The sequence below is a fragment of the Streptomyces sp. SP17BM10 genome (assembly GCF_036322405.1).
In the GTDB taxonomy this organism is placed as follows: domain Bacteria; phylum Actinomycetota; class Actinomycetes; order Streptomycetales; family Streptomycetaceae; genus Kitasatospora.
Genome location: NZ_JAQYXB010000471.1, coordinates 1 through 25208, shown reverse-complemented (window position 1 = coordinate 25208; position 25208 = coordinate 1). Strand labels below are relative to the sequence as shown.

At 71.7% G+C, this 25208-nt stretch carries 27 protein-coding genes; 16 read left to right on the top strand and 11 right to left on the bottom strand.

The genetic code is table 11. The features are described from left to right. The first annotated feature begins 34 nt into the window (after positions 1-34). The 3 genes from PUR71_RS06680 (at position 35) to PUR71_RS06670 (ending at position 2196) form a co-directional block, all read left to right on the top strand. Positions 35-1426 carry a threonine/serine ThrE exporter family protein gene (locus tag PUR71_RS06680; RefSeq protein WP_329925402.1) on the top strand — a complete coding sequence of 464 codons (1392 nt, stop codon included), beginning with the start codon at positions 35-37 and terminating at the stop codon, positions 1424-1426. 103 nt (positions 1427-1529) lie between these two features. Further along, on the top strand, positions 1530-1853 hold the full coding sequence (locus tag PUR71_RS06675; RefSeq protein ID WP_329925401.1) for a WhiB family transcriptional regulator: 324 nt from the start codon (positions 1530-1532) through the stop codon (positions 1851-1853). Positions 1854-2040: 187 nt separating this feature from the next. Continuing rightward, the gene (locus PUR71_RS06670) at positions 2041-2196 is read left to right on the top strand and encodes a DUF6131 family protein (RefSeq protein ID WP_329925400.1); all 156 of its coding nucleotides are present in this window, start codon (positions 2041-2043) and stop codon (positions 2194-2196) included. A 48-nt stretch (positions 2197-2244) separates the two neighbouring features. Here the strand turns inward: PUR71_RS06670 and PUR71_RS06665 are convergent, their stop codons facing one another. From PUR71_RS06665 to PUR71_RS06640, 6 genes are all read right to left on the bottom strand, one after another. Continuing rightward, positions 2245-2505 carry a DUF6479 family protein gene (locus tag PUR71_RS06665; protein ID WP_329925399.1) on the bottom strand — a complete coding sequence of 87 codons (261 nt, stop codon included), beginning with the start codon at positions 2503-2505 and terminating at the stop codon, positions 2245-2247. A gap of 165 nt (positions 2506-2670) precedes the next feature. Further along, positions 2671-3072, bottom strand: a complete 402-nt coding sequence (locus tag PUR71_RS06660) for an SsgA family sporulation/cell division regulator (RefSeq protein ID WP_329925398.1) — start codon at positions 3070-3072, stop codon at positions 2671-2673. A gap of 184 nt (positions 3073-3256) precedes the next feature. Then, a complete protein-coding gene (locus PUR71_RS06655; protein WP_329925397.1) occupies positions 3257-3517 on the bottom strand; it encodes a hypothetical protein in 261 nt (86 codons plus the stop codon). A 210-nt stretch (positions 3518-3727) separates the two neighbouring features. Then, on the bottom strand, positions 3728-4204 hold the full coding sequence (locus tag PUR71_RS06650; RefSeq protein ID WP_329925396.1) for a flavin reductase family protein: 477 nt from the start codon (positions 4202-4204) through the stop codon (positions 3728-3730). Between the two features lie 3 nt (positions 4205-4207). Further along, on the bottom strand, positions 4208-5701 hold the full coding sequence (locus PUR71_RS06645; RefSeq protein ID WP_329925395.1) for an MFS transporter: 1494 nt from the start codon (positions 5699-5701) through the stop codon (positions 4208-4210). 203 nt (positions 5702-5904) lie between these two features. Next, positions 5905-6441: a hypothetical protein gene (locus PUR71_RS06640; protein WP_329925394.1), complete on the bottom strand. Its 537-nt coding sequence runs from the start codon at positions 6439-6441 to the stop codon at positions 5905-5907. A 229-nt stretch (positions 6442-6670) separates the two neighbouring features. On the opposite strand from PUR71_RS06640, the gene PUR71_RS06635 reads away from it, so the two are divergent. The 4 genes from PUR71_RS06635 to PUR71_RS06620 all read left to right on the top strand — a co-directional run bounded on the left by PUR71_RS06635 (position 6671) and on the right by PUR71_RS06620 (position 9688). Continuing rightward, entirely contained in the window at positions 6671-7624 is a 954-nt protein-coding gene (locus tag PUR71_RS06635; RefSeq protein ID WP_329925393.1) for a helix-turn-helix transcriptional regulator, read from the top strand. A gap of 125 nt (positions 7625-7749) precedes the next feature. After that, the gene (locus PUR71_RS06630; RefSeq protein WP_329925392.1) at positions 7750-8466 is read left to right on the top strand and encodes a flavodoxin family protein; all 717 of its coding nucleotides are present in this window, start codon (positions 7750-7752) and stop codon (positions 8464-8466) included. Between the two features lie 134 nt (positions 8467-8600). Beyond that, positions 8601-9050, top strand: coding sequence for a protein kinase domain-containing protein (locus tag PUR71_RS06625; RefSeq protein WP_329925391.1), 450 nt, complete (start codon positions 8601-8603; stop codon positions 9048-9050). Between the two features lie 275 nt (positions 9051-9325). Further along, positions 9326-9688 carry a 5-carboxymethyl-2-hydroxymuconate Delta-isomerase gene (locus PUR71_RS06620; protein WP_329925390.1) on the top strand — a complete coding sequence of 121 codons (363 nt, stop codon included), beginning with the start codon at positions 9326-9328 and terminating at the stop codon, positions 9686-9688. Positions 9689-9953: 265 nt separating this feature from the next. Here the strand turns inward: PUR71_RS06620 and PUR71_RS06615 are convergent, their stop codons facing one another. Beyond that, the gene (locus PUR71_RS06615) at positions 9954-10388 is read right to left on the bottom strand and encodes a hypothetical protein (protein ID WP_329925389.1); all 435 of its coding nucleotides are present in this window, start codon (positions 10386-10388) and stop codon (positions 9954-9956) included. On the opposite strand from PUR71_RS06615, the gene PUR71_RS41135 reads away from it, so the two are divergent. The 4 genes from PUR71_RS41135 to PUR71_RS06600 all read left to right on the top strand — a co-directional run bounded on the left by PUR71_RS41135 (position 10297) and on the right by PUR71_RS06600 (position 13073). Then, positions 10297-10575, top strand: a complete 279-nt coding sequence (locus PUR71_RS41135) for an SHOCT domain-containing protein (protein WP_443077399.1) — start codon at positions 10297-10299, stop codon at positions 10573-10575. The two genes, PUR71_RS06615 and PUR71_RS41135, sit on opposite strands and share 92 nt — an antisense overlap. Before the next feature lie 306 nt (positions 10576-10881). Continuing rightward, entirely contained in the window at positions 10882-11202 is a 321-nt protein-coding gene (locus PUR71_RS06610; protein ID WP_329925388.1) for a hypothetical protein, read from the top strand. Between the two features lie 90 nt (positions 11203-11292). Then, entirely contained in the window at positions 11293-12669 is a 1377-nt protein-coding gene (locus tag PUR71_RS06605) for a DUF4331 domain-containing protein (protein WP_329925387.1), read from the top strand. Between the two features lie 68 nt (positions 12670-12737). Beyond that, positions 12738-13073, top strand: coding sequence for a hypothetical protein (locus PUR71_RS06600; protein ID WP_329925386.1), 336 nt, complete (start codon positions 12738-12740; stop codon positions 13071-13073). 265 nt (positions 13074-13338) lie between these two features. Here PUR71_RS06600 and PUR71_RS06595 read toward each other — a convergent pair whose 3' ends face one another. After that, the gene (locus PUR71_RS06595) at positions 13339-13932 is read right to left on the bottom strand and encodes a TetR/AcrR family transcriptional regulator (RefSeq protein ID WP_329925385.1); all 594 of its coding nucleotides are present in this window, start codon (positions 13930-13932) and stop codon (positions 13339-13341) included. Positions 13933-14235: 303 nt separating this feature from the next. Further along, positions 14236-15141: a LysR family transcriptional regulator gene (locus PUR71_RS06590; protein ID WP_329925384.1), complete on the bottom strand. Its 906-nt coding sequence runs from the start codon at positions 15139-15141 to the stop codon at positions 14236-14238. Between the two features lie 133 nt (positions 15142-15274). Here PUR71_RS06590 and PUR71_RS06585 point away from each other — a divergent pair, with 133 nt between their 5' ends. From PUR71_RS06585 to PUR71_RS06575, 3 genes are all read left to right on the top strand, one after another. Next, positions 15275-16093 carry a 3'(2'),5'-bisphosphate nucleotidase CysQ gene (locus tag PUR71_RS06585; protein WP_329925383.1) on the top strand — a complete coding sequence of 273 codons (819 nt, stop codon included), beginning with the start codon at positions 15275-15277 and terminating at the stop codon, positions 16091-16093. A 36-nt stretch (positions 16094-16129) separates the two neighbouring features. After that, positions 16130-16726, top strand: coding sequence for an NADPH-dependent F420 reductase (locus PUR71_RS06580; protein WP_329925382.1), 597 nt, complete (start codon positions 16130-16132; stop codon positions 16724-16726). 120 nt (positions 16727-16846) lie between these two features. Continuing rightward, positions 16847-17788, top strand: coding sequence for an alpha/beta hydrolase (locus PUR71_RS06575; RefSeq protein ID WP_329925381.1), 942 nt, complete (start codon positions 16847-16849; stop codon positions 17786-17788). A 220-nt stretch (positions 17789-18008) separates the two neighbouring features. On the opposite strand, the gene PUR71_RS06570 is transcribed toward PUR71_RS06575, so the two are convergent. Then, positions 18009-20726 carry a beta-L-arabinofuranosidase domain-containing protein gene (locus PUR71_RS06570; protein WP_443077397.1) on the bottom strand — a complete coding sequence of 906 codons (2718 nt, stop codon included), beginning with the start codon at positions 20724-20726 and terminating at the stop codon, positions 18009-18011. A gap of 422 nt (positions 20727-21148) precedes the next feature. Between PUR71_RS06570 and PUR71_RS06565 the strand changes: the two genes are divergently transcribed. Both PUR71_RS06565 and PUR71_RS06560 read left to right on the top strand, forming a co-directional pair. After that, positions 21149-22711: an alpha-L-arabinofuranosidase B gene (locus PUR71_RS06565; RefSeq protein ID WP_329925380.1), complete on the top strand. Its 1563-nt coding sequence runs from the start codon at positions 21149-21151 to the stop codon at positions 22709-22711. Between the two features lie 148 nt (positions 22712-22859). Beyond that, entirely contained in the window at positions 22860-24413 is a 1554-nt protein-coding gene (locus PUR71_RS06560; protein WP_329925379.1) for an alpha-L-arabinofuranosidase B, read from the top strand. Positions 24414-24979: 566 nt separating this feature from the next. Here PUR71_RS06560 and PUR71_RS06555 read toward each other — a convergent pair. Further along, the coding region (locus PUR71_RS06555; RefSeq protein ID WP_329925378.1) for a non-reducing end alpha-L-arabinofuranosidase family hydrolase at positions 24980-25208 on the bottom strand (229 nt) is incomplete at its 5' end.

The following is a 25208-nucleotide window of genomic DNA, read 5'->3' as shown; positions in this document are numbered from 1 at the left end:
GGTGGAGGGCGGCGGTACGGCCCCCGGCGGAGCCGTGCCCTGGCCCGACCGGATGCTGCCGCTGCTGCGCACCCCGACCACGGCCCGTCCGCTGGGCGACGGCGACGGCGCCCCCGCGGACGGGCCGGAGCCCGCCGTGGCGGGCGTGGCACTGGACCTCGCGCTCCTGGTGGGGGAGCAGATGCTGGCCTGCGGCGAGGCCGCGGAGGACGTCGAGGCGGCCATGTTCGCCGTCACCTGGACCTACCGGGTCCGCCCGTGCGATCCCCAGGTCACCTTCACCCGGGTGGCGATCTCCTACCAGCCGGGCCCCGGCGAGCCGCCGGTGACGGCCGAGCGGTCGGTGCGCCACCCCGCCGGGGACTGCGCGCGGCTCGCGGCGCTCTTCCGGCTGGTCACCGACATCACCGCCGGCGGAGTCGGCGTGGACGACGCCCACCGCCGTCTGCGGGCCGTCCACCGGGACTGCCGCCGCTACCCGGCCTGGCTCCTCGTCCTGTCCTCCGGCCTGCTGGCCGGCACCGCGACGCTGCTGGTCGGCGGCCGGGCCGACGCCAGGGCCTGGCTGGTGTTCGTCAGCGCCGTCGTCGCGGCCGTGGCGGGCGACCGGCTCGCCGCCCTGGTCGGGCGGCACGGCCTGCCGGAGTTCTACCGGATCGCCTCGGCCGCGACACCGGCCGCGGCCGTCGGCATCCTGCTGTCCTTCAACCAACTCCACCTGCGCGGCTCGGTGGTGATCACCGGCGGGCTGTACGCGTTCCTGCCCGGGTGGCCCATGGTCGCAGCGGTGCAGGACGGCCTCACGGGCTTCTACCTCACCGCCGCCGCACGGCTGCTGGAGGCGCTGTACCTGATGGCGGGTGTGGTGGTCGGGGTGATGAGCGTGCTCTACATCGGCGTGAACAACGGCGCCGACCTGGCGGCCCAGAGCGTCCCGTCCTCGTCGAACCCGCCGCTCCAGCTGGTGGCGGCGCTGCTGCTCGCGCTGTCGTTCGCCGTGCTGCTCAACACCGAGCCGCGCACGTTGCCCGGCGTCATGCTGAACAGCGGTGCGGGCTGGGCGACTTACGGCGTGCTGGTGCACGCAGGTGGGGAGCCCGTCATGGCCACCGGTCTCGCCGCGGTGCTGGTGGGCCTGTCCGGCCGGCTCATGGCCCGGCACCGGGGCAGCTCCGCGCTGCCGTTCGTCATCGCCGCCCTGGGGCCGCTGCTGCCCGGCTCGGTCCTGTACTTCGGAATGATCGCCTTCGTCCGGGGCGAACCGGAGGCGGGAGTGAGCGGCATCGGGCACGCCGCGGCCATGGCGATGGCCCTCGCCATCGGCGTGAACCTGGGCCGCGAAGTCGCCCGCCTCTTCCTGCCGGCGCGCGGGACCGGCCGGTGCGCGCTGGTCGCCAGACGGAGCGCGGGCCGTCACCGCCGCTGAGGAGCGGCGGCGGCGGCGTGGTGCGGGCAGGCATGAACGCGCGGGACGGGGTTAGACGACCGGGACAGACCACCTCGACCCACCTCGACCGGATGGAGCCCCCGTGGCCGACATCGCCCGCCTGCCCGAAGCACCCGTGTCTCCCGAGTCCCCCGAGACGCGCGAGGACCACTGGAGCCGTGAGCCGGAGGGGGCCTGCCACGCCGCCGACAGCGGCGTGCTCTTCCGCCCCGCACCCGAGGAGGAGGGCGTCGCCGCGAAGGAGCGCGAGGAGGCGGCGAAGGCCGTCTGCGCCGGCTGCGAGGTGCGGGTGGAGTGCCGGCGCCACGCGCTCGCCGAGCGCGAGCCGTACGGCGTCTGGGGCGGGCTGACCGAGGGGGAGCGCCGGGCGCTGTTCACCAGCGGTCCGGTCCCGTCCGCCGCGTGATGCCGTGAGGTGTGCGTGAGGCCCCGGGAACGCCGGGGCCTCACGCGTGTTTGCGGAGCCGGGAAAGCGGTATGCGCGCTTCATGGGTGCGGCCGGAGAAACGACCCCCCACCCGGGGGCGGCCGCGGCGTCGACGCGCCGCGGCCGCCCTCCCGACCCACCGTCCCGTCACCTGAGGGAGGACATCGTGATCGTCCTCGGCGTCATCCTGCTCATCATCGGCTTCGTCGTCGGGCTCCCGTTCCTGTGGACCATCGGCGTCATCCTGGTCGCCATCGGCCTCGTCCTGTGGGTCGCCGGAGCCCTCGGACACGCCATCGGTGGACGTCGCCACTACTACTGACGTGCGTCACCGCGTCCGATCATCGTCAGCACCGGGCTCCCGTGCCGCTCACCGGCGGTGGCGGCCGGGTTCGCGCTCGGCGGGCTTGCGCCCGTGGTGGTGCGGGCCCTCGCCGTCGGGGGTGCGCCAGGAGTCGGCGCGCCCCGCGGCAGCGCCCCTGGGCGATCGTGGGGGCAGCCTCCGTGCGACGCGGAGGCTGCCCCAGGCGAACGCGCCGATCAGCACCGCGGCGACGACCAGCGCGGGCACGACGACGGCGAGCACGGACGGGCTGGAGTCGGCAACGGTCGTGAGCGGTTGCGTGGCCATGGTCTTCTCCGTTTCCGTTCGACGGGCGTCGGGGAGCCGTTCCGCTCCGGGGGCGGCCCCGGCCGCGGGGGGAGGGGTGTGGGACCGGGACCGCCATGTGCGGCCGTGTACCCCGCCGGGCGGGGACCATGCGTCCGTCGCGGGAGGGTCATCGTCGCGGGAGGGTCATCGGAGCATCCGGTCGAGGGCGGCGTCGATGTCGAGGTGGCCGCTCTCGCTCCCCGCCGGCACGAGGTTGAAGGAGTCCAGGAGGAACGCGGTCACCGCGTCCGAGGGGATGCTGATCACGGCCCGCCCGTCCTGCGTGCGCAAGGTCACCAGGACCCGGCCCTCCGGTCCTGGGGCGACCGTCACGTCCCCGTGGCCGGTGGGCGCGTGGCGGCCCTCGTTCAGCAGGTCGCGGGCGAAGAACCACTGGACCTCGTCCTCGTTCCCGACCGGTGGGAAGGCCAGGCACACCGCGTACGGCAGCGAGGCGTCGAACCGCAGCCGCGCCTCCAGGCAGACGTGCGGGAACGGGCCTTCGGGCAGTGTGACGGTGGTGGACCGGCAGGTGGCCACGGTCATGCGGGGTTCTCCATTCTCCGGACGGGTCTCCGGACGGGAATTCGGGGTGGCCGGGATCCGTGCCGAAACCCGGCGGGGCGCGCCGCGCCCGCCCGGCGACGGTCACCGGGCGGGCGCGGCGCTATTGCGTGGACGCCGTTGCGCGGACGGGATCGCGCGCGGGGGCCTCCGCGCGGCAGGCCCCTCAGGGCGCCACCGTGTCCGCTGCGGGCGGCTCCGGGGCCTCGTCGTCCCCGTCGTCGTCCGTACCGGTGCCGCGCCGGACGTCGGCTGGTGTGGGCGCCGTGATGGACCGCTCCTCGGCGGACCGCGCCCGGGTGCCGACCTCCCCCTCGGCCTTGCGCCGGACGTCGGCCGGAGTGGGCGCCGTGATCGAACGTTCCTCGGCGGACCGCTCCTGGGCCGCCTCGTCGGGCCGGGCCCCGTTGTCGTCGTGCGTGGTCATGGATCGTTCCCTCGCCTTCCCGAATCGTCGGCCGCTGGGACATCAGGCGGCTGCCCCGAAATCCCGGTTTCGAACCGGGCGGGCGGCACCGGTTCCGGGCACGCCGGCCTGCCGGCCGGGACGTGACCGCGACCGGGACCGGGACCCGATCGCGACCTTGACCGGAAGGCCCCGCCGTCGGGCCCGCCGTCCGGGCCGCCGGGCGCCCCGTCACGCCGGATGCCCGGGGTCGATGTCCGCCACGTCGCGGTACGAGAGCACCGGTGCCCCTGGCGAGGGCACCTGGACGTGGAGCGGCTCCAGGAGGAAGCCGGTGTGGTCGCCCCCGTCGAACCGGGCGAGCACACCGCCGACGAACCGGGCCGGAGCGTCGTCGAGCAGCGGTACGCCGTACGGGCCCCGGTGCCACGCCGTGCCGGCGAACTTGTCGGTGTCGTCGCCCGTCCGGCCGCCGAACAGCTCGGCCAGCCCGTGGCCGGCCGAGAGCAGGTGGACGCCGAGCACTTCTGCGCCGAGGGCGACGGCGTGGGTGCGGTTCACCTTGGACAACCACACCGTGAAGCGCACCGGCACGATCGAGCACTGCCCGGCGAACCCGACCAGGCACCCGGCCGGCTCCGGCCCGGCCGCCGTCACGACGTACACCGGATAGTCCAGCAACGCCGTGAAGGCGTCGAAACCGCTCATCCCTCAGGCCTCCGTCCGGACGGCGCTCAGCGGCTCGGCCAGGGACTCCAGGCTGCGCTTCTCCGCCCGGACGCCGATGGCGGCCTCGACGAGCCCGGCGACCGTCATGAGCGCGGCGCCGATGGAGAAGGCGAGGGTGGTGTCGGAGACCCTGCCGCTGCCGACGAGTCCGTTGAACAGCAACGGTCCCGTGATGCCCCCGACGGCGGTGCCGACGGCGTAGAAGAAGGCGATGCACAGGGCACGGGTCTCCAGCGGGAAGATCTCGCTGACCGTCAGGTAGGCGGAACTGGCGCCCGCCGAGGCGAGGAAGAGCACGGCGGTCCAGCAGGCGGTCATCGTCACGGCGGAGAGCGAGCCCCGCTGGAAGAGGGCGGCGGTGGCGAACAGCAGAAGCCCGGAGCCGATGTACGTCCCGGCGATCATCGGTTTGCGGCCGACCGTGTCGAAGAGGTGGCCGAGCATCAGGGGACCGAGGAAGTTGCCGACCGCGATGACCGCGAAGTAGTAGCCGGTGTCGCCTTCGGGGACGGCGAAGTAGAGCGTGAGGATGGTGGCGTAGCCGAAAGTGATGGCGTTGTAGAGGAAGGCCTGGCCGATGAACAGCGCCAGCCCCAGGGTCGTGCGGCTGGGGTACTGGGAGACCAGGGTGCGCGCGATCGTGACGAACCCCAGCGGCCCGCGTTCGCGGATCCGGATGGGCCCCTCGTCGACGGGCGGCAGCGGCCGTCCGCTCTGCTCCTCGATCGTCCGTTCGGCCTCCGCCACGATCCGTTCGGCCTCCTCGGCCCTGCCGTGGGTGAACAGCCAGCGCGGGCTCTCCGGCACGTGCCTGCGCACGAGCAGGATGACCACACCCAGGACGACGCCGATGCCGAACGCGAGCCGCCAGCCGACGTCGCTGGCGAAGAAGGAGGTGTTGAGCAGGGCGATGGAGGCGAAGGCACCGACGGCGGCGCCGACCCAGAAGCTGCCGTTGATGATCAGGTCGATCCGGCCGCGCACCCGGGCGGGGATCAGCTCGTCGATCGCGGAGTTGATCGCCGCGTACTCGCCTCCGATGCCGAAGCCGGTGAAGAAGCGGCAGAGGAAGAAGAACCACGCCGTCCAGGACACGGCGGTGACGGCGGTCGCGGCGAGGTAGACGCCGAGGGTGAGCATGAAGAGCTTCTTGCGGCCGAGGCGGTCGGTGAGCCAGCCGAAGAACAGGGCGCCGCTGCAGGCGCCGGCCACGTAGACGGCGGCGGCGACGGTCGTGACCTGGGCGGTGGTGATGGAGATTCCGCTGTCGTGCTGGGCGAGGCGCGCGGCCATGTTGCCGACGATCGTCACCTCCAGACCGTCCAGGATCCAGACGGTCCCCAGGCCGATGACGATCCGCCAGTGCCAGCGGGACCACGGCAGGCGGTCGAGGCGCGCGGGGACGTCGGTGGTGATCACTCCGGGTGCCGCCGCTGCCGGCTGTCCGGACGGTTTCGTGTACGCCGGCTCGGCCATGGTGGACCTCCTCGTCGTCGGGTCGGCGATCGTCACGCGTCTGCCCGATCCTGCCGAGCCCAAGCCGGGGTCCGCACGAGGTCGTGCCCGCAGTGGTGTGCACGGTGGCGCGCATGGCAGTGTCCGCAGTGCATGGCGGTGTCCGCAGTGTATGGCGGTGCGCACGGTCGCGCGCACGATGGCCGGCCGCTCGGCGCACCGGTTCAGACGACGGCCTCCGGGCCCGTCGTCGACGGCCCGTCCGCGCTCGCTCGCGGGCCGTCCTGCGCACCGGCGGCCGCCGCGCCGGTGCGGGTGAGGGCCGCGTGCAGGCGACGCACGGCGTCCTCGGCGTCGGAGAGCTCCTCGGGCGTCGGCAGCACGACGGTGCCGAAGGCCTGCGGCTGCTCGGAGTCCGGGTGGCGCCACTGCAGCACGGGCGCGAGGAGGACGCCGGCACGGGCGAGGCACCACGCCAGCCGGCCGTGCGAACGGGCGATCCCGAGGGCGAGGGCGGCGAGGGCCTCGCGCAGGCGTTCCAGGCGCTCGACGAACGGCAGCCGCGCCTGCCCGGCGGCCGGTCCCACCGCCTCCGCCAGGTCGTCGGCGAGCTTCCCGGCCAGCGCCGCGTCCGCCGCGGTGAGCTCCAACACCCCGTCCCGGGACTGCCGTTCGACCTCCGCCGCGAGCTCCGCGACCTGCGCGCACAGCCCCGCGCCGGAGCACGGGGGACGGGCGGGCAGGGCTGGGTGCGAGGTCAAGCGGTCCCTCCCGGCGGGGCGCGGCACCCCGGGACGGGTGCACGTCCAACGCTGGTGCACCGCGGTGTCCGTCCACAGCTCCGGGAGCGAAGTACCGCGCGTCCGAGCAGCCGCCGGAGCGAAACGGGCCCTGCCGCGACCGGCCCGTTTTTCCGTAACACCTCCGGGCGCGTAGCCTCGGCGCCGGGTGTGCGGACGAGGCCGACACACCGACGGTTGGATGGTGACGATGGTCGAGACGTTGTCCTTCGACAGCGCGAGCGTGGAGGCCACGCAGGAGTTCCTCTCCACGGCCTACACGCCGATGCGCATCGCGAAGTCGGTGGAGGACGCCAGGGCGAGCATCAGCCGTCGCGCGGTGGGCCCGCTCACCGTGGACCGGCTGTCCTTCGGGTACGACATGGCCTACAACGCCGACAGCCTCGGCCGGGTGTGCCTGATCACCATGCACACCGGCACCCTCGCCGACCGGACCGGCGGCCGCGAAACGGTGTTCGGCCCCGGCGAGACCTTCCTCATCGCCCCACCGGAGGCGCCCTACCAGGGCGAGGTCCGCGCGGCCGGCTACACGATCGCCATGTTCGACAGCAGCCTGCTGGACGCCTTCGCGCCCACCGGTGCCACCGGACGCGGCCCGGTGCGCCTCACCGGGCTCCGCGCCGTCGACGAGGCCGCCAACCGGCAACTGGGCGCCGCCGTCGCCTACGTCCGCGACCACGTCCTCGACAACCCGGCCGCCTGCGCGAACGGCCTGCTCCTCGCCACCGCGGCCCAGCACCTGGCGGCCGCGACCCTGGCCGCCCTGCCCCACACCGCCCGCGACGACGCCGCCCCCGCCGACCGCACCGACGCCACGTCCACCACGCTGCGCAAGGCGGTCGCGTACATCGAGACGAACGCCGAACGGGATATCACCCTCGCCGAGATCGCCGCGGCCGCCTTCGTCACCCCGAGGGCCCTGCAGTACGCCTTCCGCCGCCACCTGGACACCACCCCGCTCGCCTACCTGCGCCGCGTCCGCCTCGACGCGGCCCACCGCGACCTCCTCGCCGCCGACCCGGGCACCACGACGGTGACCGAGGTCGCGATGCGCTGGGGCTTCGCCCACCCCGGCCACTTCGCCGGCCTCTACCGCGACGCCTACCGCCGCACCCCGAGCGACACCCTGCGCCTGCGCGTCTGACCCTCCGGATCCTCGAGACCCATCAGGCAACCGGCCCAGCCCCGCGCGCGCCCGCGCCTCCGACCTGGTGAGCTGTGCGGGGAGTCCAACGCCCCGGCCTCCCCACCACCCCGAGGGAGGACCCCGTGCCGGACCCGACGACGTCCTACGCCGACCTGCGCGCCCTGGTGATCAACTGCACGCTCAAGCGCTCCCCGGAGCGCAGCCACACCCAGGGCCTCATCGACGTGAGCACCGGCATCCTGGAACGCCAGGGCGTCGAGGTCGAGGTGCTACGGGCGGTCGACATCGACATCGCGACGGGCGTCTGGCCGGACATGACCGAACACGGGTGGGAAACGGACGAGTGGCCCGTCATCTACTCGAAGGTGATGGCCGCCGACATCCTCACGCTAGCTGGTCCTGTGTGGCTGGGAGATAACTCTTCCGTGATGAAGAAGGTGATCGAGCGGCTGTACGCCTGCTCGTCGATCCTCAACTCCGAGGGCCAGTACGCTTACTACGGTCGCGTGGGCGGCTGCCTGATCACGGGCAACGAGGACGGCGCGAAGCACTGCGCGATGAACGTGCTCTACAGCCTGCAGCACCTGGGCTACGTCATCCCGCCACAGGCGGACGCGGGTTGGGTGGGGGAGGCGGGCCCGGGCCCGTCGTACCTGGACCCGGGGTCGGGCGGTCCGGAGAACGACTTCACCAACCGCAACACCACGTTCATGACGTGGAACCAGCTCCACCTCGCCCGCATGCTCAAGGACGCCGGCGGCATCCCGGCGTACGGCAACCAGCGCTCCGAGTGGGACGCCGGCTGCCGCTTCGACTTCGAGAACCCCGAACACCGCTGAAGGCTGTCACCCGGGCGGCTGGTGTTTCACGGTTTCGGGGCCGATCACGGCGACGATGTCCCCGGCGAGCGCGCAGGCGGTCTCGAAGAGGAGATCGGCGAAGGCGTCGAGTCGACGGCCGGTACCGGCTGGAGGTGTTGCTGGGCCGCGGCGGCATGGGCGAGGTCTGGCGGGCCGCGGACCGGCGGCTCGGGCGGCGGCTCGGGCGGCGGGTCGCGGTCAAGCTGCTGCCCGCGAGCCGGGCTGCGGGGAACGGCGAGGCGGTGGCCCGGTTCCACCGCGAGGCGCGGGTCATGGCGGCCTTGCAGCACCCGGGCATCGTCCAGGTCTTCGACAGCGGAGAGCAGGACGGGCTCCTCTACCTCGTCATGGAGCTCCTCGACGGGCACGACCTGCGCGCGGTGCTGGGCCGGGCAGGGCAAGGTCGGGCGGATGTGGAGCATCAGGTCGCGGGCTCCGAGGTCGCGCAGGTGCTCGGCCAGGGCGGGGATGGTGGCGATGTTCTCACCGGTGAGCGTGCAGGTAGCGCCGAAGGGGATCCTGCGGCCGAGGGCCCCAAGCGATGGTGTCGAAGGCGGCGGTGAAGGAGCCGGCGCGGCGGATGCGGTCGTGGGCCTCGGCGGGGCCGCCGTCGAGGGAGACGCGGAGCATGTCCAGGTGCTCGGAGGCCCAGGGGGGAATGCCCGGCGCTTGTAGCCATTGGTGCCGTTCGGCCACTGCGCGCTCTCGCGCACCGCGAGCCATCACCACACCCGACAGACCGTCAGACGGTCAAGCACCCGCCAACGTGACAGCGCCCCTCGGTTGGCTATGCTCCCAGGGCCAACGCTTTGACAATCGTCTCACCTGAGAGTTCCTCATGCCGCAGATCACCGTTGAGTACTCCGCCGAGCTGACCGACGCTTTCGACCGGCGAGGCTTCGCGCTTGCTCTGCACGCCCCGGCGGCGGACCTCCTCGAAGGTCCTCTGGACGACTTCAAGACGAGGTTCTACGTAAGCGAGGAGAGCGTCATAGGCGAGGACTCCGGGAGCAACGCGATGATCCACGTGGAGCTTGCGATCCTGTCGGGCCGCACACCTGAGACCAAGCAAGAGCTGGGTCGTATCGCCTTGGAGACGGCCAGCCGCTATCTTTCGCCGGTGCCCGGCTTGACCGTTCAGGTGACCGTCGAGGTGCGCGACCTCGACCGGGTGAACTACCACAAGCGTGTCATGGTGTGACGGGGCCGGTTGCTGGGTTCTGTCTGCCGCTGGGCTTGTGGCCGGCTCCGGAAGCCCTTCGGTGGTTGACCGCCGGGGCCGGTTCTGTGTGGCGGATCGTCAGATGTCTGGGGTGGCGAGACGGAGTTGGCAGACGCAGTCGGGGGCGTCTTCGGGGCTGCCGGCGAAGTGCCGGTGGGTAGCAGGGAGTCCTCGTAGCGGTCGCTGCTGGCGGAGTAGGGGGCGAAGCCCCATCGGATCCCGGTGTCGCTGTAGCGCAGGCGCGTCAGCTTGATGGCTGGGCCGTCTGCCAGTTCGCCTTCCACGTAGGCGAATGCCCCGCGGTCGCCCACAGCGCGAACGCGATGACGATGGTCACCCAGACGACCCCGCCCGTCGCCAGCAGGCCCGTCGCGTTGCCGGCGTAGAGCTTGCTGTCGGTCAGGATGTCCGCCACCAGGGAGGCGGCAGCGAAGAGGTTCGCCAGCGTGATGAACGCGATCACCAGGTCGGTCACCATCCGTAGCCACCGTGCCTGCTGATCGATCCGGCCGGGGTCCGCGCCGATCAGGACCGCCAACAGCACCACCATGACCACCGGCAGCACCCACGGCGGGCTCTCGCGATAGCTGGGCGGGAGCGCGACATGGAGCAGCGCGGCGACCAGGACGGCCGACGCCACCGGCCACCAGTGCTCGCCACGCTGCTCTGCCGGCTCCATCCACCCATCCGCGGGGGACGGTTCGCCGGGATCACGTGCCTACGTCCGCGTCGCGGCCAGCTGTGGCTCGGCGGGAGGTGAGGGCGGCTCGAGCGCGGGGGAACTCGCCCGTCTCGCCGATCTTCACGCCAAGGACGCCCTCGGCGACGAGGAGTTCCAGCAGGCCAAGACCAAGCTCCTGGCCTGAGAAGGCAGTCGCAATCCGCTTGCCGCGTATGACTTTTCGCTTGAGGACCTGGGCGTTGAGTTGCGGCGGCTACTCCAACCGCGTGAAGAACGCTCGCGTCCGGTTGCGAGCCGCCTTGACCCGGGCAGTGCGCCGGCACTTCACTTTCGGTGACCGCCTAGCAGCGCCTGGAGGCATGGCCGTCACCTTCAATCGCCTTTCCCGTCCGCGCGAATCGCCGGGACGGGATCGTCCACCGTTGCGGGCGGCAATCAGGCCGAGCCGGCGGCCCGCCCATTCACTCCACACCGATGTGAAGGAGAATCCATGTCCCCGGACACCCCCGCAGCCGACACGCCGCCCGACGGCCTGTCCCGCCGCCGCCTGATGCGCCAGGCCGCGGCCGCCGGCGTCGCCGGCCTGGCGGCGACCATCGTCACGGGCGCGAGCACCGGCACGGCCGCCGCGGCCGAGAACGCTCCGGCCGCCGCCGACACGCACCTGGCGCCGGTGACCGCCCACGACGAGCCGGTGATCGTGCACGTGCGCGACATCCGCTCCGGCCACCTCGACCTGTTCAGCGGCGAGCGCCACCAGCGCGTCCAGGACCCGAAGCTGGCCGCCGCCCTGGTCCGCGCACTGGCCTGATCGACCCCCGAACCGGCCGGCTCCCGGTGGCGGCACCACCAGGAGCCGGTCGGCCACCCCTCCCTGCCCGCACACCCCTGTGAGGTTGAAGTGTCCTCCCACCGCGAAGCCCCCGAGATCTCCAAGGACCCGGTCGCCGACAGCACCGACGTCTACGCCTTCGTCAGCCCCGACGACTGCGACACCGTCACCCTCATCGCCAACTACATCCCCCTCCAGGGCCCGGCCGGCGGACCGAACTTCTACGAGTTCGGCGACGACGTCCTCTACGCCATCCACATCGACAACGACAACGACGGCCGACCCGACGTCAGCTACGAGTTCCGCTTCCAGGTCGAGGTCCGCAACCCCGACTCGTTCCTCTACAACACCGGGCCCATCACCTCGCTGGATGACCCGAACTGGAACCGCCGCCAGACCTACAGCATCACCCGCGTCGAGGCCGGCGACCGCCGCCACGTCCTCGCCGAAAACCTGGCATGCCCGCCGTGCAACATCGGCCCGCTCTCCACCCCCGACTACACCTCGCTCGCCAACTCCGCGGTGCACCAGCTGGAGCGCGGCCGCAAGGTGTTCGCCGGACAGCGTGCCGAAGGCTTCTACGTCGACCTCGGCGCGATCTTCGACCTCGGCACCCTGCGCCCCTTCCAGCAGCTGCACGTCATGCCCGCCTTCAGCCAGCCCGCCGCCGGCGTGAACACCACCAAAGCGCTCAACGTCCACAGCATCGCCCTGCAGGTCCCGATCACCGACCTGACCTGTAACGGACGCAAGCCCGCGGACGTGAGCGACCCCCACGCCACCATCGGCGTGTGGACCACCGCCTCCCGCCGTCAGGCCCGCATCATCAACACCACCGGACACGACACCGAATCCGGCCCCTTCGTCCAGGTCTCCCGCCTGGGCAACCCCCTGTTCAACGAGGTCATCGTCCCCATGGGGAAGAAGGACCTGTGGAACTCCCAGCCCCCGGCCGACGACAAGAACTTCGCCCAGTACGTCGCCACCCCCGAACTCGCCAAGCTGCTCCCGGCGCTGTACCCGGGCGTCTTCCCCAACCTCGCCGCCTACACCAAGCCCCGCGCTGACCTGCTCGCCATCCTCCTCACCGGGATCCCCACCGGCGTCGTCCCCGGCTTCCAGAACTACACCGGAGACACGCAGGCCGACATGTTGCGCCTGAACGTCGCCGTCCCCCCGGCCACCAACCCCAACATCCTCGGCCTCGTGGCCGGCGACGGGGCCGGCTTCCCCAACGGGCGCCGCGTCTTCGACGACGTCGTCACCGTCGAACTGCGAGCCATCGCCGGTCTGACCCTGCCGCTGGTCGACCCCTCCTTCACCCCCGACGCCGCCGCTAGCGCCATCACCGACGGCCTCACCCCCGCCGACGTCAAGAACCCCTACCTTGACACCTTCCCCTACCTCGGCGTGCCCTACGACGGGTACCACAATCCGTCCAACTGACCTGCCACGGACCGCGGTTCGCACCTGAGCGCACCGCGGTCCCCGCGCCGACGAGCGAGACCGAGGCCATGACCCACCAGCACACCCACCCCCACGCACCGCTTCCCGCGCCCTCCCGCGAGGGCAGCGTCGTCTTGGAGATCGGCGGCACCCTCGGCGCCCTGATCATCCACACGGGCCCCACCGAGGACGGCCTGGAGATCGAGGTCAGCCCCACCGGCGACGGCACCGCCCGTACTCACGCCGCCGTGCGTCCGCGCCATCTCACCCACCGCACCACCCACTGCGCCGTCATCTCCCCGCTCGCCGAAGGGGAGTACGTGATCTGGCGCACCCCGGACAGCCCGGAGGCCACCGTTGCCGTTCGCGGCGGCCAGGTCACCGAGCACCACTGGCGCACGTGACACGCCGCGCCCGGCCCCTCGGGTGACCGTCGGCACCGGCCGCCCTGCGGCTGTGACCACGTGGCAGGAGCCGGGCTTCCCCGACGTGCACGGCCAGGACCTGGCTGCGGGGTCAGGTGGTGACGAGCCACGGCCGCGGAAACCGCTCATCGACACCGGCGAAGTCACCTTGGAACGTGTCCAGGAGCCACGATCTGACGGCCGGTCGCGCCGATGCTCCCGAGGCGAGCGCCGCATCCGCGCACCCGGGTCCCCGCCGACCGGGTCAGTTGCCCGGATGGGAGGCTGCCCAGCCGTGTTCGAGCAGCGCGAATGCCTCGTCGGCGGCTCGGCGCGGTTCGGCGTGCCGCAGGATCAGGCTGCGGGCCTCGAGGGCGAAACGGGCCAGGGCGGCGCAGCTGACGTCGTCCTCGGGCGCACCCACAGCCTCGGCGATGGCCCTCGTCAGGGCCGCTTCATGGCGCGTCCACATGCGGTGGGCGTAGTCGCGCAGCGCGGGGGTCTCCTGCACCATGCGCGTGAAGTCGGCGAACCGCGGATCCGCTGCATGGACGGCGAACCGGGTCTGCCTCAGCAGGAGGTGCTCGCGCAGGGCCTGCGGGATCGACTGGCCAGGGGCGCGCTCGCGCACGGCGGCGACGAGTGCCGCCTCCACGTCGTCGTCCTGGTCGAAGACCAGGGCCTCCTTGCCGGAGAAGTGCTTGAAGAGGGTGGTCACCGAGACGTCGGCGGCGTCGGCGACCTCCTTGACCCCGACCTGGTCATAGCCGCGCTCGAGGAAGAGCTCGAGCGCGGCGTCTGCCAGGGACTGGCGGGTCTGGGCCTTCTTGCGCTCGCGGCGCCCGGTCGGTTCGGTCACTCGGCCATCGTACCCCGAAGTGCATTCGCTGTGAAAGTTTAGTCATTGCATTTTGTTACCTACTGTGCTTTCTTGGTGGTGCCGGGCCTCCCGGCGGCCCGCCCATCACCGGAAGGACACCATGACCCCTGCCCGCGACCCCCGCATCGCGATCGTCGGCGCCGGCCCGCCCCGCACACGTGGGAGCACGTTCCCGGCGTCACGCTGCTCGGCGATGCCGCCCACCTGATGTCCCCGGTCGGGCCGGGCGCCGATCTCGCCTCCTGAGCCGGCTCCACAATCCCCGGCCCCGCGGCCAGGTCGCTACGAGGCGCCGCACACCGTCAACGCGGTTCGTGCCAGTCCGCGCAGCCAGGCGTGTGCGTGGTCGGTGTCGTACCGCTGATGCCACGACAGGTACACCGGCGCCGACGGCAGTTGAAGCGGCAGGGGGAGCACGACCAGGCCGAGGTCGGTCACCGCGGAGCGCGTGGTGGCTTCGGGGACGCTGATCACCAGATCGGCGTGGCGCGCGAACGCCAGCGCGGCTGCTTCGGTGGGTGCGGACGCGACCACGCGGCGGGTGAGGCCGAGGCGGGCGAGGGCGTCGTCGAGGGGGTTGGAGAGGTTTCCGCGTCGCGAGACGGTGACGTGCTCAGCGGCGGCGTACTGCTGAGCGGTGACGGCTCTGACACGGGTGAAAGGGTGCTCCGGCCGCACGGCGATGACGAGAGGGGTCTCGCCCACGTTCTCGGCACGGATGTCCGGTGCGCTCGGACGGTTGGCGTTCGCCTCCAGGTCGACCTCGCCGCGCCGCAACTCGGGGGTGTCGGTGCTCGATTCCGCGACGAAGCGCAATCGCACCCCCGGCGCCTGGCTGCGCACGGCCGCGAGCAGTGCGGGGCCGCTCAAAGCGACCAGCGAATCGTGCCAGCGGAGCGTGAAGGTGCGCTCCAACGTCCCCAGGTCGAGTTCACGGCTCGGTGCCAGCACCCCCTGAACCTGGTGCAGTAGCTCGTGCACCTGTTCCCGGACGGCGATCGCATACGGCGTCGGTGTCATGGTGCGGCCGGTGCGCACCAGGATCTGGTCCCCGGTCGTGCGCCGGATCCGGCCCAGACTCCGGCTCATCGCGGGGGCGGTGACGTGCAGGCGCGCGGCCGCCCCGGCCACACTGCCCTCCTCCAGCAACGCGTCGAGCGCGGCGAGCAAGTTCAAATCCAGTTGCATGAGAATCATGCTAGCCGTGCTTGACATGCACTTGAGGTTAATCAACCTGCCTCCTAACCTTCGAGAGCGGGCGCAGGAGAGCACGGATTCCGCCCGCACGACCTCATCCCCTTGCTCAGACGGGAGTACCACCATGTCCGAAACGCTTCAGACCACGGCCATCGAAACCTCCGACGCCGACCTGCTGTCGCAGACCGCGATCGCCGTACGCACGGCGGGCTCCGCGCTGCGCGCCCGATTCGGCGAGGTGACCCCCTACCAGACCCGCGACGAACTGATGCGGGCACTCGCCGCCAACGACGACACGGCCCTGGCCATCCTGCGCCCCGCCCTCGCGGCACTGCGCCCGCAGGCCGGCTGGGTGGAGGACGAGCTCGACGGCGGCGCGCTGCCGCCCGGTGAATGGTGGGTCGTCGATCCGGCCGAAGGCAACGTCAACCACCTGCACGCCCTGCCGGAATGGGCGGTCACCGCCACCCTCGTGCGCGAGAACCGGCCGGTCCTCACCGTGGTCCACCTTCCGTTGACCGGCGAGACCTACACCGCGCTCACCGGCGCGGGCGCCCACCTCGACGGGCGGCCGCTGCGCGTCTCCCGGACCACGGACCTCGGCCTGAGCATCGTGGCCACCAGCCAGGCCCGGCCGGACGAGGACGAGACGGTCGTGCGACGCGTGGGCTCCGCGATCACCGCGATGCTCCTCGACGCGCTCGTCGTGCGCACCTCCGTGCCCGCGACCCTGCACCTGGTGAACGTGGCCGCCGGCCGGATCGACGCCTTCTGGCAGTTCGCCGGTGCCCGAGCGGACCTGCTCCCCGGCGCACTGCTCGTCACCGAGGCCGGCGGACGGATCTCTGACGCCGAGGGTCGCCCCTGGACCCCGCAGAGCAGCAGCTTCCTGGCCGCCGCACCCGGCGTCCACACCGAAGCCGCGTCGACGCTCTCGCGCTGACCCCTTACCAGAACCCACCAAGAGGAACGAATCCGCATGAACGACATCGCAGTACTCGGGAACGGCCGCGTCGGCGGCAACCTGGCCGCCGCCCTTACCCGGGCTGGGCATCGGGTGACCGTGGCGGACCGCACGCCGGGCGCCGCCGCCGACGCCGCCCGGGCAGCCCGGATCGTCATCAACGCCACCCCGGGCGCCGGCTCACTGGAACGTCTCGCCGCCCTGCGCGCCGAACTACGGGGCAAGATCCTCGTCGACGTGTCCAACGCCACCACCGACGGACCGGACGGGCTGCCCGCCGACCTGCTCTACCCCGGCTCCAGCCTTGCCGAACAGCTCCAGGAGGCACTCCCCGAAACCAGCGTCGTCAAGACGCTCAACACGATGCTCTTCCCGGTGATGACGGCTCCGGACATGCTCGCCCAGCCGCCGACCGCGTTCCTCTCCGGCGAGGATCCGAAGGCCAAGCAGACCGTCCGCGACCTGCTCACCGGCCTCGGCTGGCGCACGGAGTGGATCACCGACCTCGGCGGAGTCCGGACCGCCCGCGCGACGGAAGCCGCGATCCTGTTCGTCCCCCACGTGATCCGGTCCAGTGGGTTCACGCCCTTCGCGATCTCGGTCGCCCGCTGATCGGAACCCAGCACTCCCCGGACGTCGCGGCCGGCCTCCGCCGCAACGCCCGCGACCTCCACCGCACCCCACACCCCACTCCGATCTTTCGTTCCGGCAGCCTTCAGGAGGGTGCCCACCATGTCGCTCGACCCCCACATCGACGCCCTGCTCAAGCAGTTGGCCGAAGGAGGTGGCCCCGCACCGGAGAGCCGGACGGTCAGCGAGAACCGTGCCCTCGCGAGCAGCCTCGCCGCCCTCGCGGGTGACCCCGAACCGGTCGGCAACGTGCACGACACCATGGCCGCTGCCGAAGGTGTCGAGGTCCCCGTCCGTATCTACGCCCCCGTCGGCGTGCCGCGCTCCGGGCCGTTGCCCGTGACGGTGTTCTTCCACGGCGGCGGATGGGTCCTCGGGGACCTGGACAGCCAGGACCACATCGCCCGCATCACGGCCAACCGCTCCGGCACGATCGTGGTCTCCGTCGACTACCGGCTTGCCCCGGAGCACCGCTTCCCGGCGGCGATCGAAGACGCCTACGCCGCCGTCACATGGGTCGCGGCCAACGCCGGCGGCTTCGGCGGGGACGGGCAGAACATCGCGGTGTTCGGCGAGAGCGCCGGCGGCAACCTCGCCGCCGCCCTCGTGCAGGAGGCCCGACGGCGCGGGGGACCGCGGATCGCGCTCCAGGTGCTGGCGTATCCGGCAGTCGACCGGTTCGACGACAGCCCCTCGATGTCCGAGAACACGGCCGGACCGCTGCTGACCCGCTCATGGCTCGAATGGTTCTGGGGCCTCTACCTCACCACGCCCGACGAAGGCGCCGACCCGCGCGTCTCGCCGGCGAGCACCGACGACCTGGCCGGGCTGCCTCCCGCGGTCATCGTCACCGCCGAACACGATCCGCTGCGGGACCAGGGCGATCGGTACGCGCAAAGGCTCGCCGATGCCGGCGTGCCGGTCATGCACCTCCCGGTCAGGGGTGCCACCCACGCCTTCCTCTCGTTCACCGGGTCGGTGCAACTCTCACGGGACGTCCTGGACCAGCTCGGAGACGCCGTGGCCGCGGCGTTCAACGACTGACCCCCCGCTCGGCGTCGCCACCCGCCAGGCCTCATCGTGCATCCGCGCGGCGCGACCGACCAGCGCACTGGCCGGCGCCCCTCCGGCCGGTGGTGCTCGTCGTCGGGGATCCGGCAAGCCGCCCGCGTGTACGGGAGCGACGAGCTGCACCGACCGCGTGAGGAGGACCTCCGGCCCTACGAGGACGACGCCGAACTCGGCATCGGGCGTGATCGCCCGATCAGATGAACCGCCAGAGGTGGTCGGCCGTGCCGTTGTCGTCCCACAGGACGACCCGGGCTCCCGCGGAGGTGGAGGCGTCGGAGATCGCGAGGACGCGGCCGCTGACGGCGGACTGGATGCGGAAGGTGTCGCCGCCGCCGTGTCGCAGGCGCCACCGGTGGTCGGCGCCTCCGTCGTCGGTCCACTGGACGATTCCGGCGCCGTTGGCGGTGTTGCCGCCCTCCACGGCGAGCACCTTGCCGCTGTTGGAGTTCCGGAGCCGCAGGTGGCCTCCGGTGTCGAGCACCGCGGTCCACAGGTGGTCCGCAGTGCCGTTGTCGCCCCACTGGATCGCCGGTGCGCCGTCGGCGGTCGACATCGTCAGTACGCCGAGCAGCAGTCCACTGGCCACGTTCTGGATGCGGCGGGCGCCGCGCGGGACGAACAGCCACCGGCTGGTCGGCGCACCGGTGTCCGCCGCCTGCACGGCGAAGGCCCCTTGGGCGAGTGAGCCGTTGGCGATGCCGAGCGGCTTGCCGCTGTTGGCGTTGCGCAGTTCGTACGTGCCGTCGGTCGCTTCGACGACGGACCACCGGTGGTCGGCGGTGCCGTTGTCCGACCACTGGACCACCGGCGCGTCGTCGGCGGTGGACATGCCCGTCACGCCGAGGACCTTGCCGCTGTTGGCGTTGCGCAGACGCAGCGCGGTGCCGTCGGCCACGAGGCCCCAGTCGTGGTCGGCGGTGCCGGAGTCGGGCCACTGGAGGGCGGGCGCGCCGTCCGCGGTGGACATGTCCCGGATGCCGAGCACCATGCCGCTGGCCGCGTTGAGCAGGTGGAAGCCGGCGCTCCTGGTGCTCCAGTAGACGGTGTAGTTGAAGCCCTGCGCCTCGTGGAACGGGACCAGGCCGACGGGCGAGCCGTTGGCGGTCGCGGTGAAGACGAGGCCGCTCGTGCCGGTCCGGGTGATCGACGCCGGGTCGAGGGCCGGGAGGGCGGTGAGGGCGGTGCTGCCGTAGTTGCCGCACAGGACGACCGGACCGTAGGTGATCGCGACGACGTCCGGGTTGTCGTTGGCGGCCCGGAGCGCGACGTGCATGGGCAGTTTCACGGTCACCGTGTCGCCGGAGGCCCAGGAGCGGGTGACGGTGGCGTAGCTGCCCGGCGTGGTGGCGATGTCCTGGACCGTGCCGTTGACGTGCACGGTGGCGCCGGAGGTCCAGGCGGGGATGCGGATGCGCATCGACCAGGTGCCCTCGGCGCTGCCGGTGACCCGGAGCGTCGTGGTGTCCTCCGCCGGGTACGCGGTGGACTGGGTGATCGTGATGCCCCGTTCGGACCACCTGAGGACGGTGGGGGTGAACAGGTTCACCACGAGGGTGGTGCCGTCGTGGAAGTAGACGGAGTCCGCCAGCTTGGTGTTGGACTCCATTCCGGTGCCCTGGCAGCACCAGAAGCTGTCGTAGTCGGTGCTCCAGGTGCCGCCGCCCCAGGCCGGCCCCACGCCTCGGCGGCCGCCGGGCTGGAGCGGGGTGAAGTAGGTGATGTGCCCGTGGGGGTCGGCGGGGTTCTGCGCACCGACGACGTGGTTGAGCAGGGTGCGCTCGTAGACGTCGAAGTACGCGGCCTGGGCGGAGTCCAACTGCCACAGCTCACGGGTGAGTTTGAGCATGTTGTACGAGTTGCAGAGCTCGCAGGTGTCGTTGGTCAGGTAGGCGGCGATGGCGTCGGGGGCGCGGAAGTGCTCGGCCTGGCTGTTCCCGCCGATGGCGTAGCTGTGCGAGGTGGTGCAGATCGTCCACGCGTGGGAGGCGATGTCGCGGTAGCGGGTGGTCCCGGTGGCCCGGAACTCGCGGACGGCGCCGATCCACTTGGGCACCTGGGTGTTGGCGTGCAGGCCGTCCAACCGGTCCTGGCCCGCGGCCAGCGGGTCGAACACGGCGGCGTGGTCGAAGCGCTGGGCGACCGCGGACCAGCGCGCGTCGCCGGTCTGCAGGTGGAGGTCGGCCAGGACCTCGTTCATGCCGCCGAACTCGACCCCCAGCAGCTCCTGCATCCGGTCGTACCCGAGCCCGCCGGTGCGCTGGTCGACCCAGGCGGCCAACGCCAGAAGCACGTCCCGGGCCTGGATGCTGCCCATGAGGCGCCAGACGTCGAGCAGACCGGCCATGGTCTTGTGGAGGCAGTAGTAGGGGACGTTGCCGTTCCTGAGGGTGCCGGACTCGAGCTGGGTGAAGTCCGTCTCGGGGAAGCCCGAGAGGTAGCCGGGGGCGAACCCCGCAATGGCATTGTTGGCCTGGCACTTGGCCAGTTCGGCCACCATGTAGGCGGCCTTGTCGCGGCAGGTGGTGTCGCCGAGGCCGGCGTAGGCCTGGGCCCAGGCGCTGAGGAAGTGCCCCTGCACGTGGGTGCGGAAGGGGAATGCCGGGGCGTCCCAACCACCCGGCGCGATGGCGGCGTTGGTGGACAGCCGGTGGTTCGCGCGGAAGTTGTACAGCAGGCGGTCGACCTCGACGAAGCGCAGGTACGCCAGGGTCCGGTTCTGGTTGTCGAGCCACCGGCCGCCGGTGATCTGGACTTGGCCGAGGCCGAACGGTGACGCCGAGGAACCGCCGGTGACGGCCTCGGCGGTCGGCGCGGTGGGGCCGCGCCCGAGGCCGAGGCCGACGGTCGGAGCGACGGCCAGGACGCCGGTCGCCTGGAGCAGACTTCGGCGGCTCAGGGGAGGGGGCAGCATTGCTGACCTGCTCCTTTCGGGGGTGAGGGCCATGGCGCGGTGCATGTTAGCGCTCACAAAATGCCCTGAAGGCAGAGCAATCCTGCGGTTCGGGGTGGGAGTTGGCCAGTATCGCGACATCTGCCGTTAACACGTGCCACGTTTATAGTCCCGGCGCGCCGGGCGTGTCCAGAGGTCGGTGCGCGGGGTTTGTTCGCCACGGGGCGCGGGCCGCGAATGCCGCCGCCCGCCAGGGAACAAGTGCTGTCGGTGCGCGATGTCTTGACGCTGCCTCAACGCGTGGTCATAGTGATGGCCGTTGCGGTGCCCTCCGGGTGTTCATTTCATCGTGCATGCGTGCACCGCTCCTTCGCGACCGCGATTGTTAGCGCTAACAATCCTGCGCCCTTCCTCTTCCCCCCACCCGTGGAAGGAGTTCGTTCATGACCGTACGACCGTGGCTGCGCCGCGCCCGGCGGGCGCTGCTGGCGGCGGGGACGGCCGCCGTGCTCGCCGCAGGCGCACTCACCGGCGCGGCCACCGCCTCCCAGGCCGCCACCCAGGGGCCGTGCGACATCTACGCCGCCGGCGGCACGCCGTGCGTCGCGGCGCACAGCACCACCCGCGCGCTGATCGCCTCCTACAACGGCCCGCTGTACCAGGTACAGCGGGCGTCGGACGGCACGGTGCAGAACATCGGAGTGCTGTCCGCCGGCGGCGTCGCCGACGCCACCGCGCAGGACTCCTTCTGTGCCGGCACCGTGTGCACCATCACCCGCGTCTACGACCAGACCGGCAACGGCAACACCCTGGTCTACCAGGGACCCGGCGGGACCGGCGGCGCCGACACGGCGGCCGTCGCGAACACGGAGGCGCTGAGCGTGGGCGGCCACAAGGCGTACGCGCTCTCCATCGACCCCGGCAACAGCTACTTCGCCCACAACTCCGCCGGGGGCGTGCCCACCGGTAGCTCACCCGAGGGCGAGTACATGGTCACCAGCGGCACCCACGTCAACAAGGGCTGCTGCTTCGACTACGGCAACACCGAGGTCGACCACAAGGCCGACGGCAACGGCGCCATGGACGCGATCAACTTCAGCACGGAATGCTGGTTCGGCGGTTGCAGCGGAACCGGACCGTGGGTGCAGGCGGACCTGGAGAACGGTCTGTTCCCCGGTGGCAGCGCGGCGTGGAACCCCAACCAGGTCTCCGAGACCAGTCACTTCGTCACCGCGATGCTCAAGAACGACGGCACCACCCGCATGGCGCTGCAAGGCTCCAACGCCCAGTCCGGCAGCCTGACCAAGCTCTACAGCGGCTCACTGCCCAGCGGATACAACCCGATGCACAAGCAGGGCGCCATCATCCTCGGCAGCGGCGGCGACTGCTGCCAGAGCAACCGCAACGCGAGCGCGGGCACCTTCTACGAGGGGGCCATGGTCAAGGGCTACCCCTCCGACGCCACCGATGCCGCAGTCCAGGCCGACATCGCCGCCGCCGGCTACGGCAGTGCCCCAACCGGGGCCGGCTCGCTGACGCCCGGCTCCAGGGTCTCCCTGCGGGCCACCACCGCGTGCTGCACCTCGGACTACCTCCGCCACGACGACGCCGACACCAAGGTCGTCATCTCCGCCGTCAGCACCTCCAGCCCGGCCACCGACAAGGCCGACGCCACCTGGATCGTCCGTGCCGGCCTGGCCAACGGCGCCTGCCTGTCCTTCGAGTCCGCCAACGAATCCGGCGCGTACCTCAGGCACTACGCATTCGAGCTCCACCTCGATCCCGACGACGGAAGCACCCAGTTCGCCGCGGACGCCACGTTCTGCCCGCAGCCAGGGAACAGCGGCACCGGGTACTCCCTCCGGTCCTTCAACTACCCGGCCAAGTACATCCGCCACTACGCCTCGACCGCCTACGTCGCGAGCAACGGCGGCACCGACGCCTGGGACACCACCTCCCTGTGGGCCCAGGACACCACCTGGCTCGCCGCCGCCCCCTGGAGCTGACGAGCACCCCGCCCCGAGCCCGGGGCCGGAGCCGACCGAAATCCGCACCGGCCCCGGGCCCGCGGACGCAACCCGCGCCGCCCGCACCGCCGGGTGGCCGGTATGCGTCGATCTTCACCTCACACCCCACCCTGTGAAGGAGTCCTTCATGTTCAAGCGACCGTGGATACGCCGCGTCACACGCGCGCTCCTCGGAGCCGGCACCACCGCCGTTCTCACTGCCGGCCTGCTCACCGCCACGGCCGGCACCTCCCAGGCCGCCGGCCAGGGGCCGTGCGACATCTACGCCGGCGGCGGCACACCGTGCGTCGCCGCGCACTCCACCACCCGGGCGCTGTACGCCGGTTACGGCGGAGCGCTGTACCAGGTCAAGCGTGCCTCGGACGGCGCGACCAGGGACATCGGCCTGCTGAGCACCGGCGGCTACGCCAACGCCGCCGCGCAGGACTCCTTCTGCGCCGGCACCAGCTGCGTCATCACCGTCATCTACGACCAGTCCGGCAAGGGCAACCACCTCACCCAGGCCCCCGCCGGCGGGGCCGCGCCGGGCCCCGACAACCTCGCCAACGCCTTCGAGGCGCCGGTCACGGTCGCCGGCCACGAGGCGTACGGCGTCTACATCGCCCCCGGGTCCGGCTACCGCAACGACCACACCAACGGCATCGCCACCGGCGACCAGCCCGAGGGCATGTACGCGATCCTGGACGGCACCCACTACGACGGCGGCTGCTGCTTCGACTACGGCAACGCCGAAACCAACGACCACGACACCGGCAACGGGCACATGGAGGCCATCTACTTCGGCGACATCAAGGCCTGGGGCTACGGCAGCGGCAACGGTCCCTGGGTGATGGCCGACCAGGAGAACGGCCTGTTCTCCGGCGTCAACACCCGCTACAACGCCAACGACCCGAGCGTCGACAACCGGTTCCTGACCGCCATCGTCAAGGGCGCACCCAACCAGTGGGCCATTCGCGCCGGCGACGCCCAGTCGGGCGGCCTGTCCACGTACTACAGCGGCCCGCGCCCCAACGCGCCCGGGTACAACCCGATGCACAAGGAGGGCGCGATCATCCTCGGCATCGGCGGCGACAACAGCAAGAGCTCGGCCGGCACCTTCTACGAGGGCGTCATGACCTCCGGCTACCCGAGCGACGCCACCGAGAACGCCGTCCAGGCCAACATCACTGCCGCCGCCTACCGCAGTGGCTCAACCAGCACCGGAGCACTCACCCCTGGCTCCAGGGTCTCCATGCAGGCCACCACCACGTGCTGCACGTCCGACTACATCCGCCACGACGACGCCGACAACAAGGTCGTCATCTCCGCCGTCAACTCCTCCAGCCCGGCCACCGACAAGGCCGACGCCACCTGGATCGTCCGCGCCGGCCTGGCCAACACCTCCTGCCTGACGTTCGAGTCCGCCAACGAACCCGGCCGCTTCCTGCGCCACTACAACTTCGAGCTCTACCTGAGCGCCGACGACGGCGGCGGCTCGTTCGCGCAGGACGCCACCTTCTGTCCCACCGCGGGCAACAGCGGGGTCGGCCACTCCTTCCAGTCCGTCAACTACCCGACGAAGTACCTCCGCCACTACGACTACACGGTCTACGTGGCTGCCAACGGCGGATCCAACGGCTGGGACAGCAGCACCAGTTGGGCCGCCGACACCAGCTGGCTGGTCGACCAGCCCTGGGGCTGAGTCATCGGGGCGCCACCACCGTCCACCGGCGGCGCCCCCGCTCGGGCCACGACAAGACGCACTGATCCGCGGTGGCCGGTACCGTCAGCTCCTGACGGTACCGGCCACCGCGGCCGTGGTGCCGGAACGCATTCACGTGTCCGGGCGCGTGAGAGGCACTGAGGAAATTCCTCGCCCTACGGCGTACGCGCGGTGGTCCGGAACGGCGCGCTGCCGCAGAGGTCCTCCCGATCGGGCCCTGAGGAGCGGACGCCGTCCGGGCGCGGGCCTCGTCCGGAACCATCGACCCCGCCGCCCCCGGCGCGCCGGAGGTCCCTCTCACCCGCTTTCCGTGAAGTCGCTGACGTCACGGACCGGCTCGGCTGACCTCCTCCGGACCGGGCCGACCTGCGGTTCATCGCCGCGACCGGCATGAAGGTCCACAGAGAAAGGAACCCCAGCCGGCGCGCGGCTGGGGTTCCTTGGTGCGGTGAGCACCGGTCAGCAGGTGGAGTCGTCGGCGTCGCAGACCGATCGTCTGCGTGTCGGCAGATCACATCCGATCGTGATCACCGCGATTGGGCAGGTCAGTGCTGGAGGGTGAGGAGGCCGGGGCGCCAGGGGAGTTGGTCGTAGGTGCCGGTGGCGTTGGGGTTCTTGCCCTGGTAGAGGAGCTGGAGGTGGCAGGGGTCGATGGTCATGGTCTGGTCGGGGTTGTTGCGGACGAGGTCGCCGTGGCTGATGTCGTTGGTCCAGGTGGCGCCGCTGTTGGCCTTGCCGGCGAAGGGGTTGGTCTCGGTGGCGGCCTGGGGGGTC

What these genes read in the sequence shown, in the direction of transcription:
- PUR71_RS06665 (WP_329925399.1), bottom strand. Translation starts at nt 2,505, where the DNA reads ATGGCCACGCAACCGCTCACGACCGTTGCCGACTCCAGCCCGTCCGTG.
- PUR71_RS06620 (WP_329925390.1), top strand. Translation starts at nt 9,326, where the DNA reads ATGCCGCAGATCACCGTTGAGTACTCCGCCGAGCTGACCGACGCTTTC.
- PUR71_RS06635 (WP_329925393.1), top strand. Translation starts at nt 6,671, where the DNA reads ATGGTCGAGACGTTGTCCTTCGACAGCGCGAGCGTGGAGGCCACGCAG.
- PUR71_RS06650 (WP_329925396.1), bottom strand. Translation starts at nt 4,204, where the DNA reads ATGAGCGGTTTCGACGCCTTCACGGCGTTGCTGGACTATCCGGTGTAC.
- PUR71_RS06610 (WP_329925388.1), top strand. Translation starts at nt 10,882, where the DNA reads ATGTCCCCGGACACCCCCGCAGCCGACACGCCGCCCGACGGCCTGTCC.
- PUR71_RS06580 (WP_329925382.1), top strand. Translation starts at nt 16,130, where the DNA reads ATGAACGACATCGCAGTACTCGGGAACGGCCGCGTCGGCGGCAACCTG.
- PUR71_RS06560 (WP_329925379.1), top strand. Translation starts at nt 22,860, where the DNA reads ATGTTCAAGCGACCGTGGATACGCCGCGTCACACGCGCGCTCCTCGGA.
- PUR71_RS06590 (WP_329925384.1), bottom strand. Translation starts at nt 15,141, where the DNA reads ATGCAACTGGATTTGAACTTGCTCGCCGCGCTCGACGCGTTGCTGGAG.
- PUR71_RS06645 (WP_329925395.1), bottom strand. Translation starts at nt 5,701, where the DNA reads ATGGCCGAGCCGGCGTACACGAAACCGTCCGGACAGCCGGCAGCGGCG.
- PUR71_RS06600 (WP_329925386.1), top strand. Translation starts at nt 12,738, where the DNA reads ATGACCCACCAGCACACCCACCCCCACGCACCGCTTCCCGCGCCCTCC.
- PUR71_RS06660 (WP_329925398.1), bottom strand. Translation starts at nt 3,072, where the DNA reads ATGACCGTGGCCACCTGCCGGTCCACCACCGTCACACTGCCCGAAGGC.
- PUR71_RS06585 (WP_329925383.1), top strand. Translation starts at nt 15,275, where the DNA reads ATGTCCGAAACGCTTCAGACCACGGCCATCGAAACCTCCGACGCCGAC.
- PUR71_RS06615 (WP_329925389.1), bottom strand. Translation starts at nt 10,388, where the DNA reads ATGGAGCCGGCAGAGCAGCGTGGCGAGCACTGGTGGCCGGTGGCGTCG.
- PUR71_RS06655 (WP_329925397.1), bottom strand. Translation starts at nt 3,517, where the DNA reads ATGACCACGCACGACGACAACGGGGCCCGGCCCGACGAGGCGGCCCAG.
- PUR71_RS06575 (WP_329925381.1), top strand. Translation starts at nt 16,847, where the DNA reads ATGTCGCTCGACCCCCACATCGACGCCCTGCTCAAGCAGTTGGCCGAA.
- PUR71_RS06565 (WP_329925380.1), top strand. Translation starts at nt 21,149, where the DNA reads ATGACCGTACGACCGTGGCTGCGCCGCGCCCGGCGGGCGCTGCTGGCG.
- PUR71_RS06570 (WP_443077397.1), bottom strand. Translation starts at nt 20,726, where the DNA reads ATGCTGCCCCCTCCCCTGAGCCGCCGAAGTCTGCTCCAGGCGACCGGC.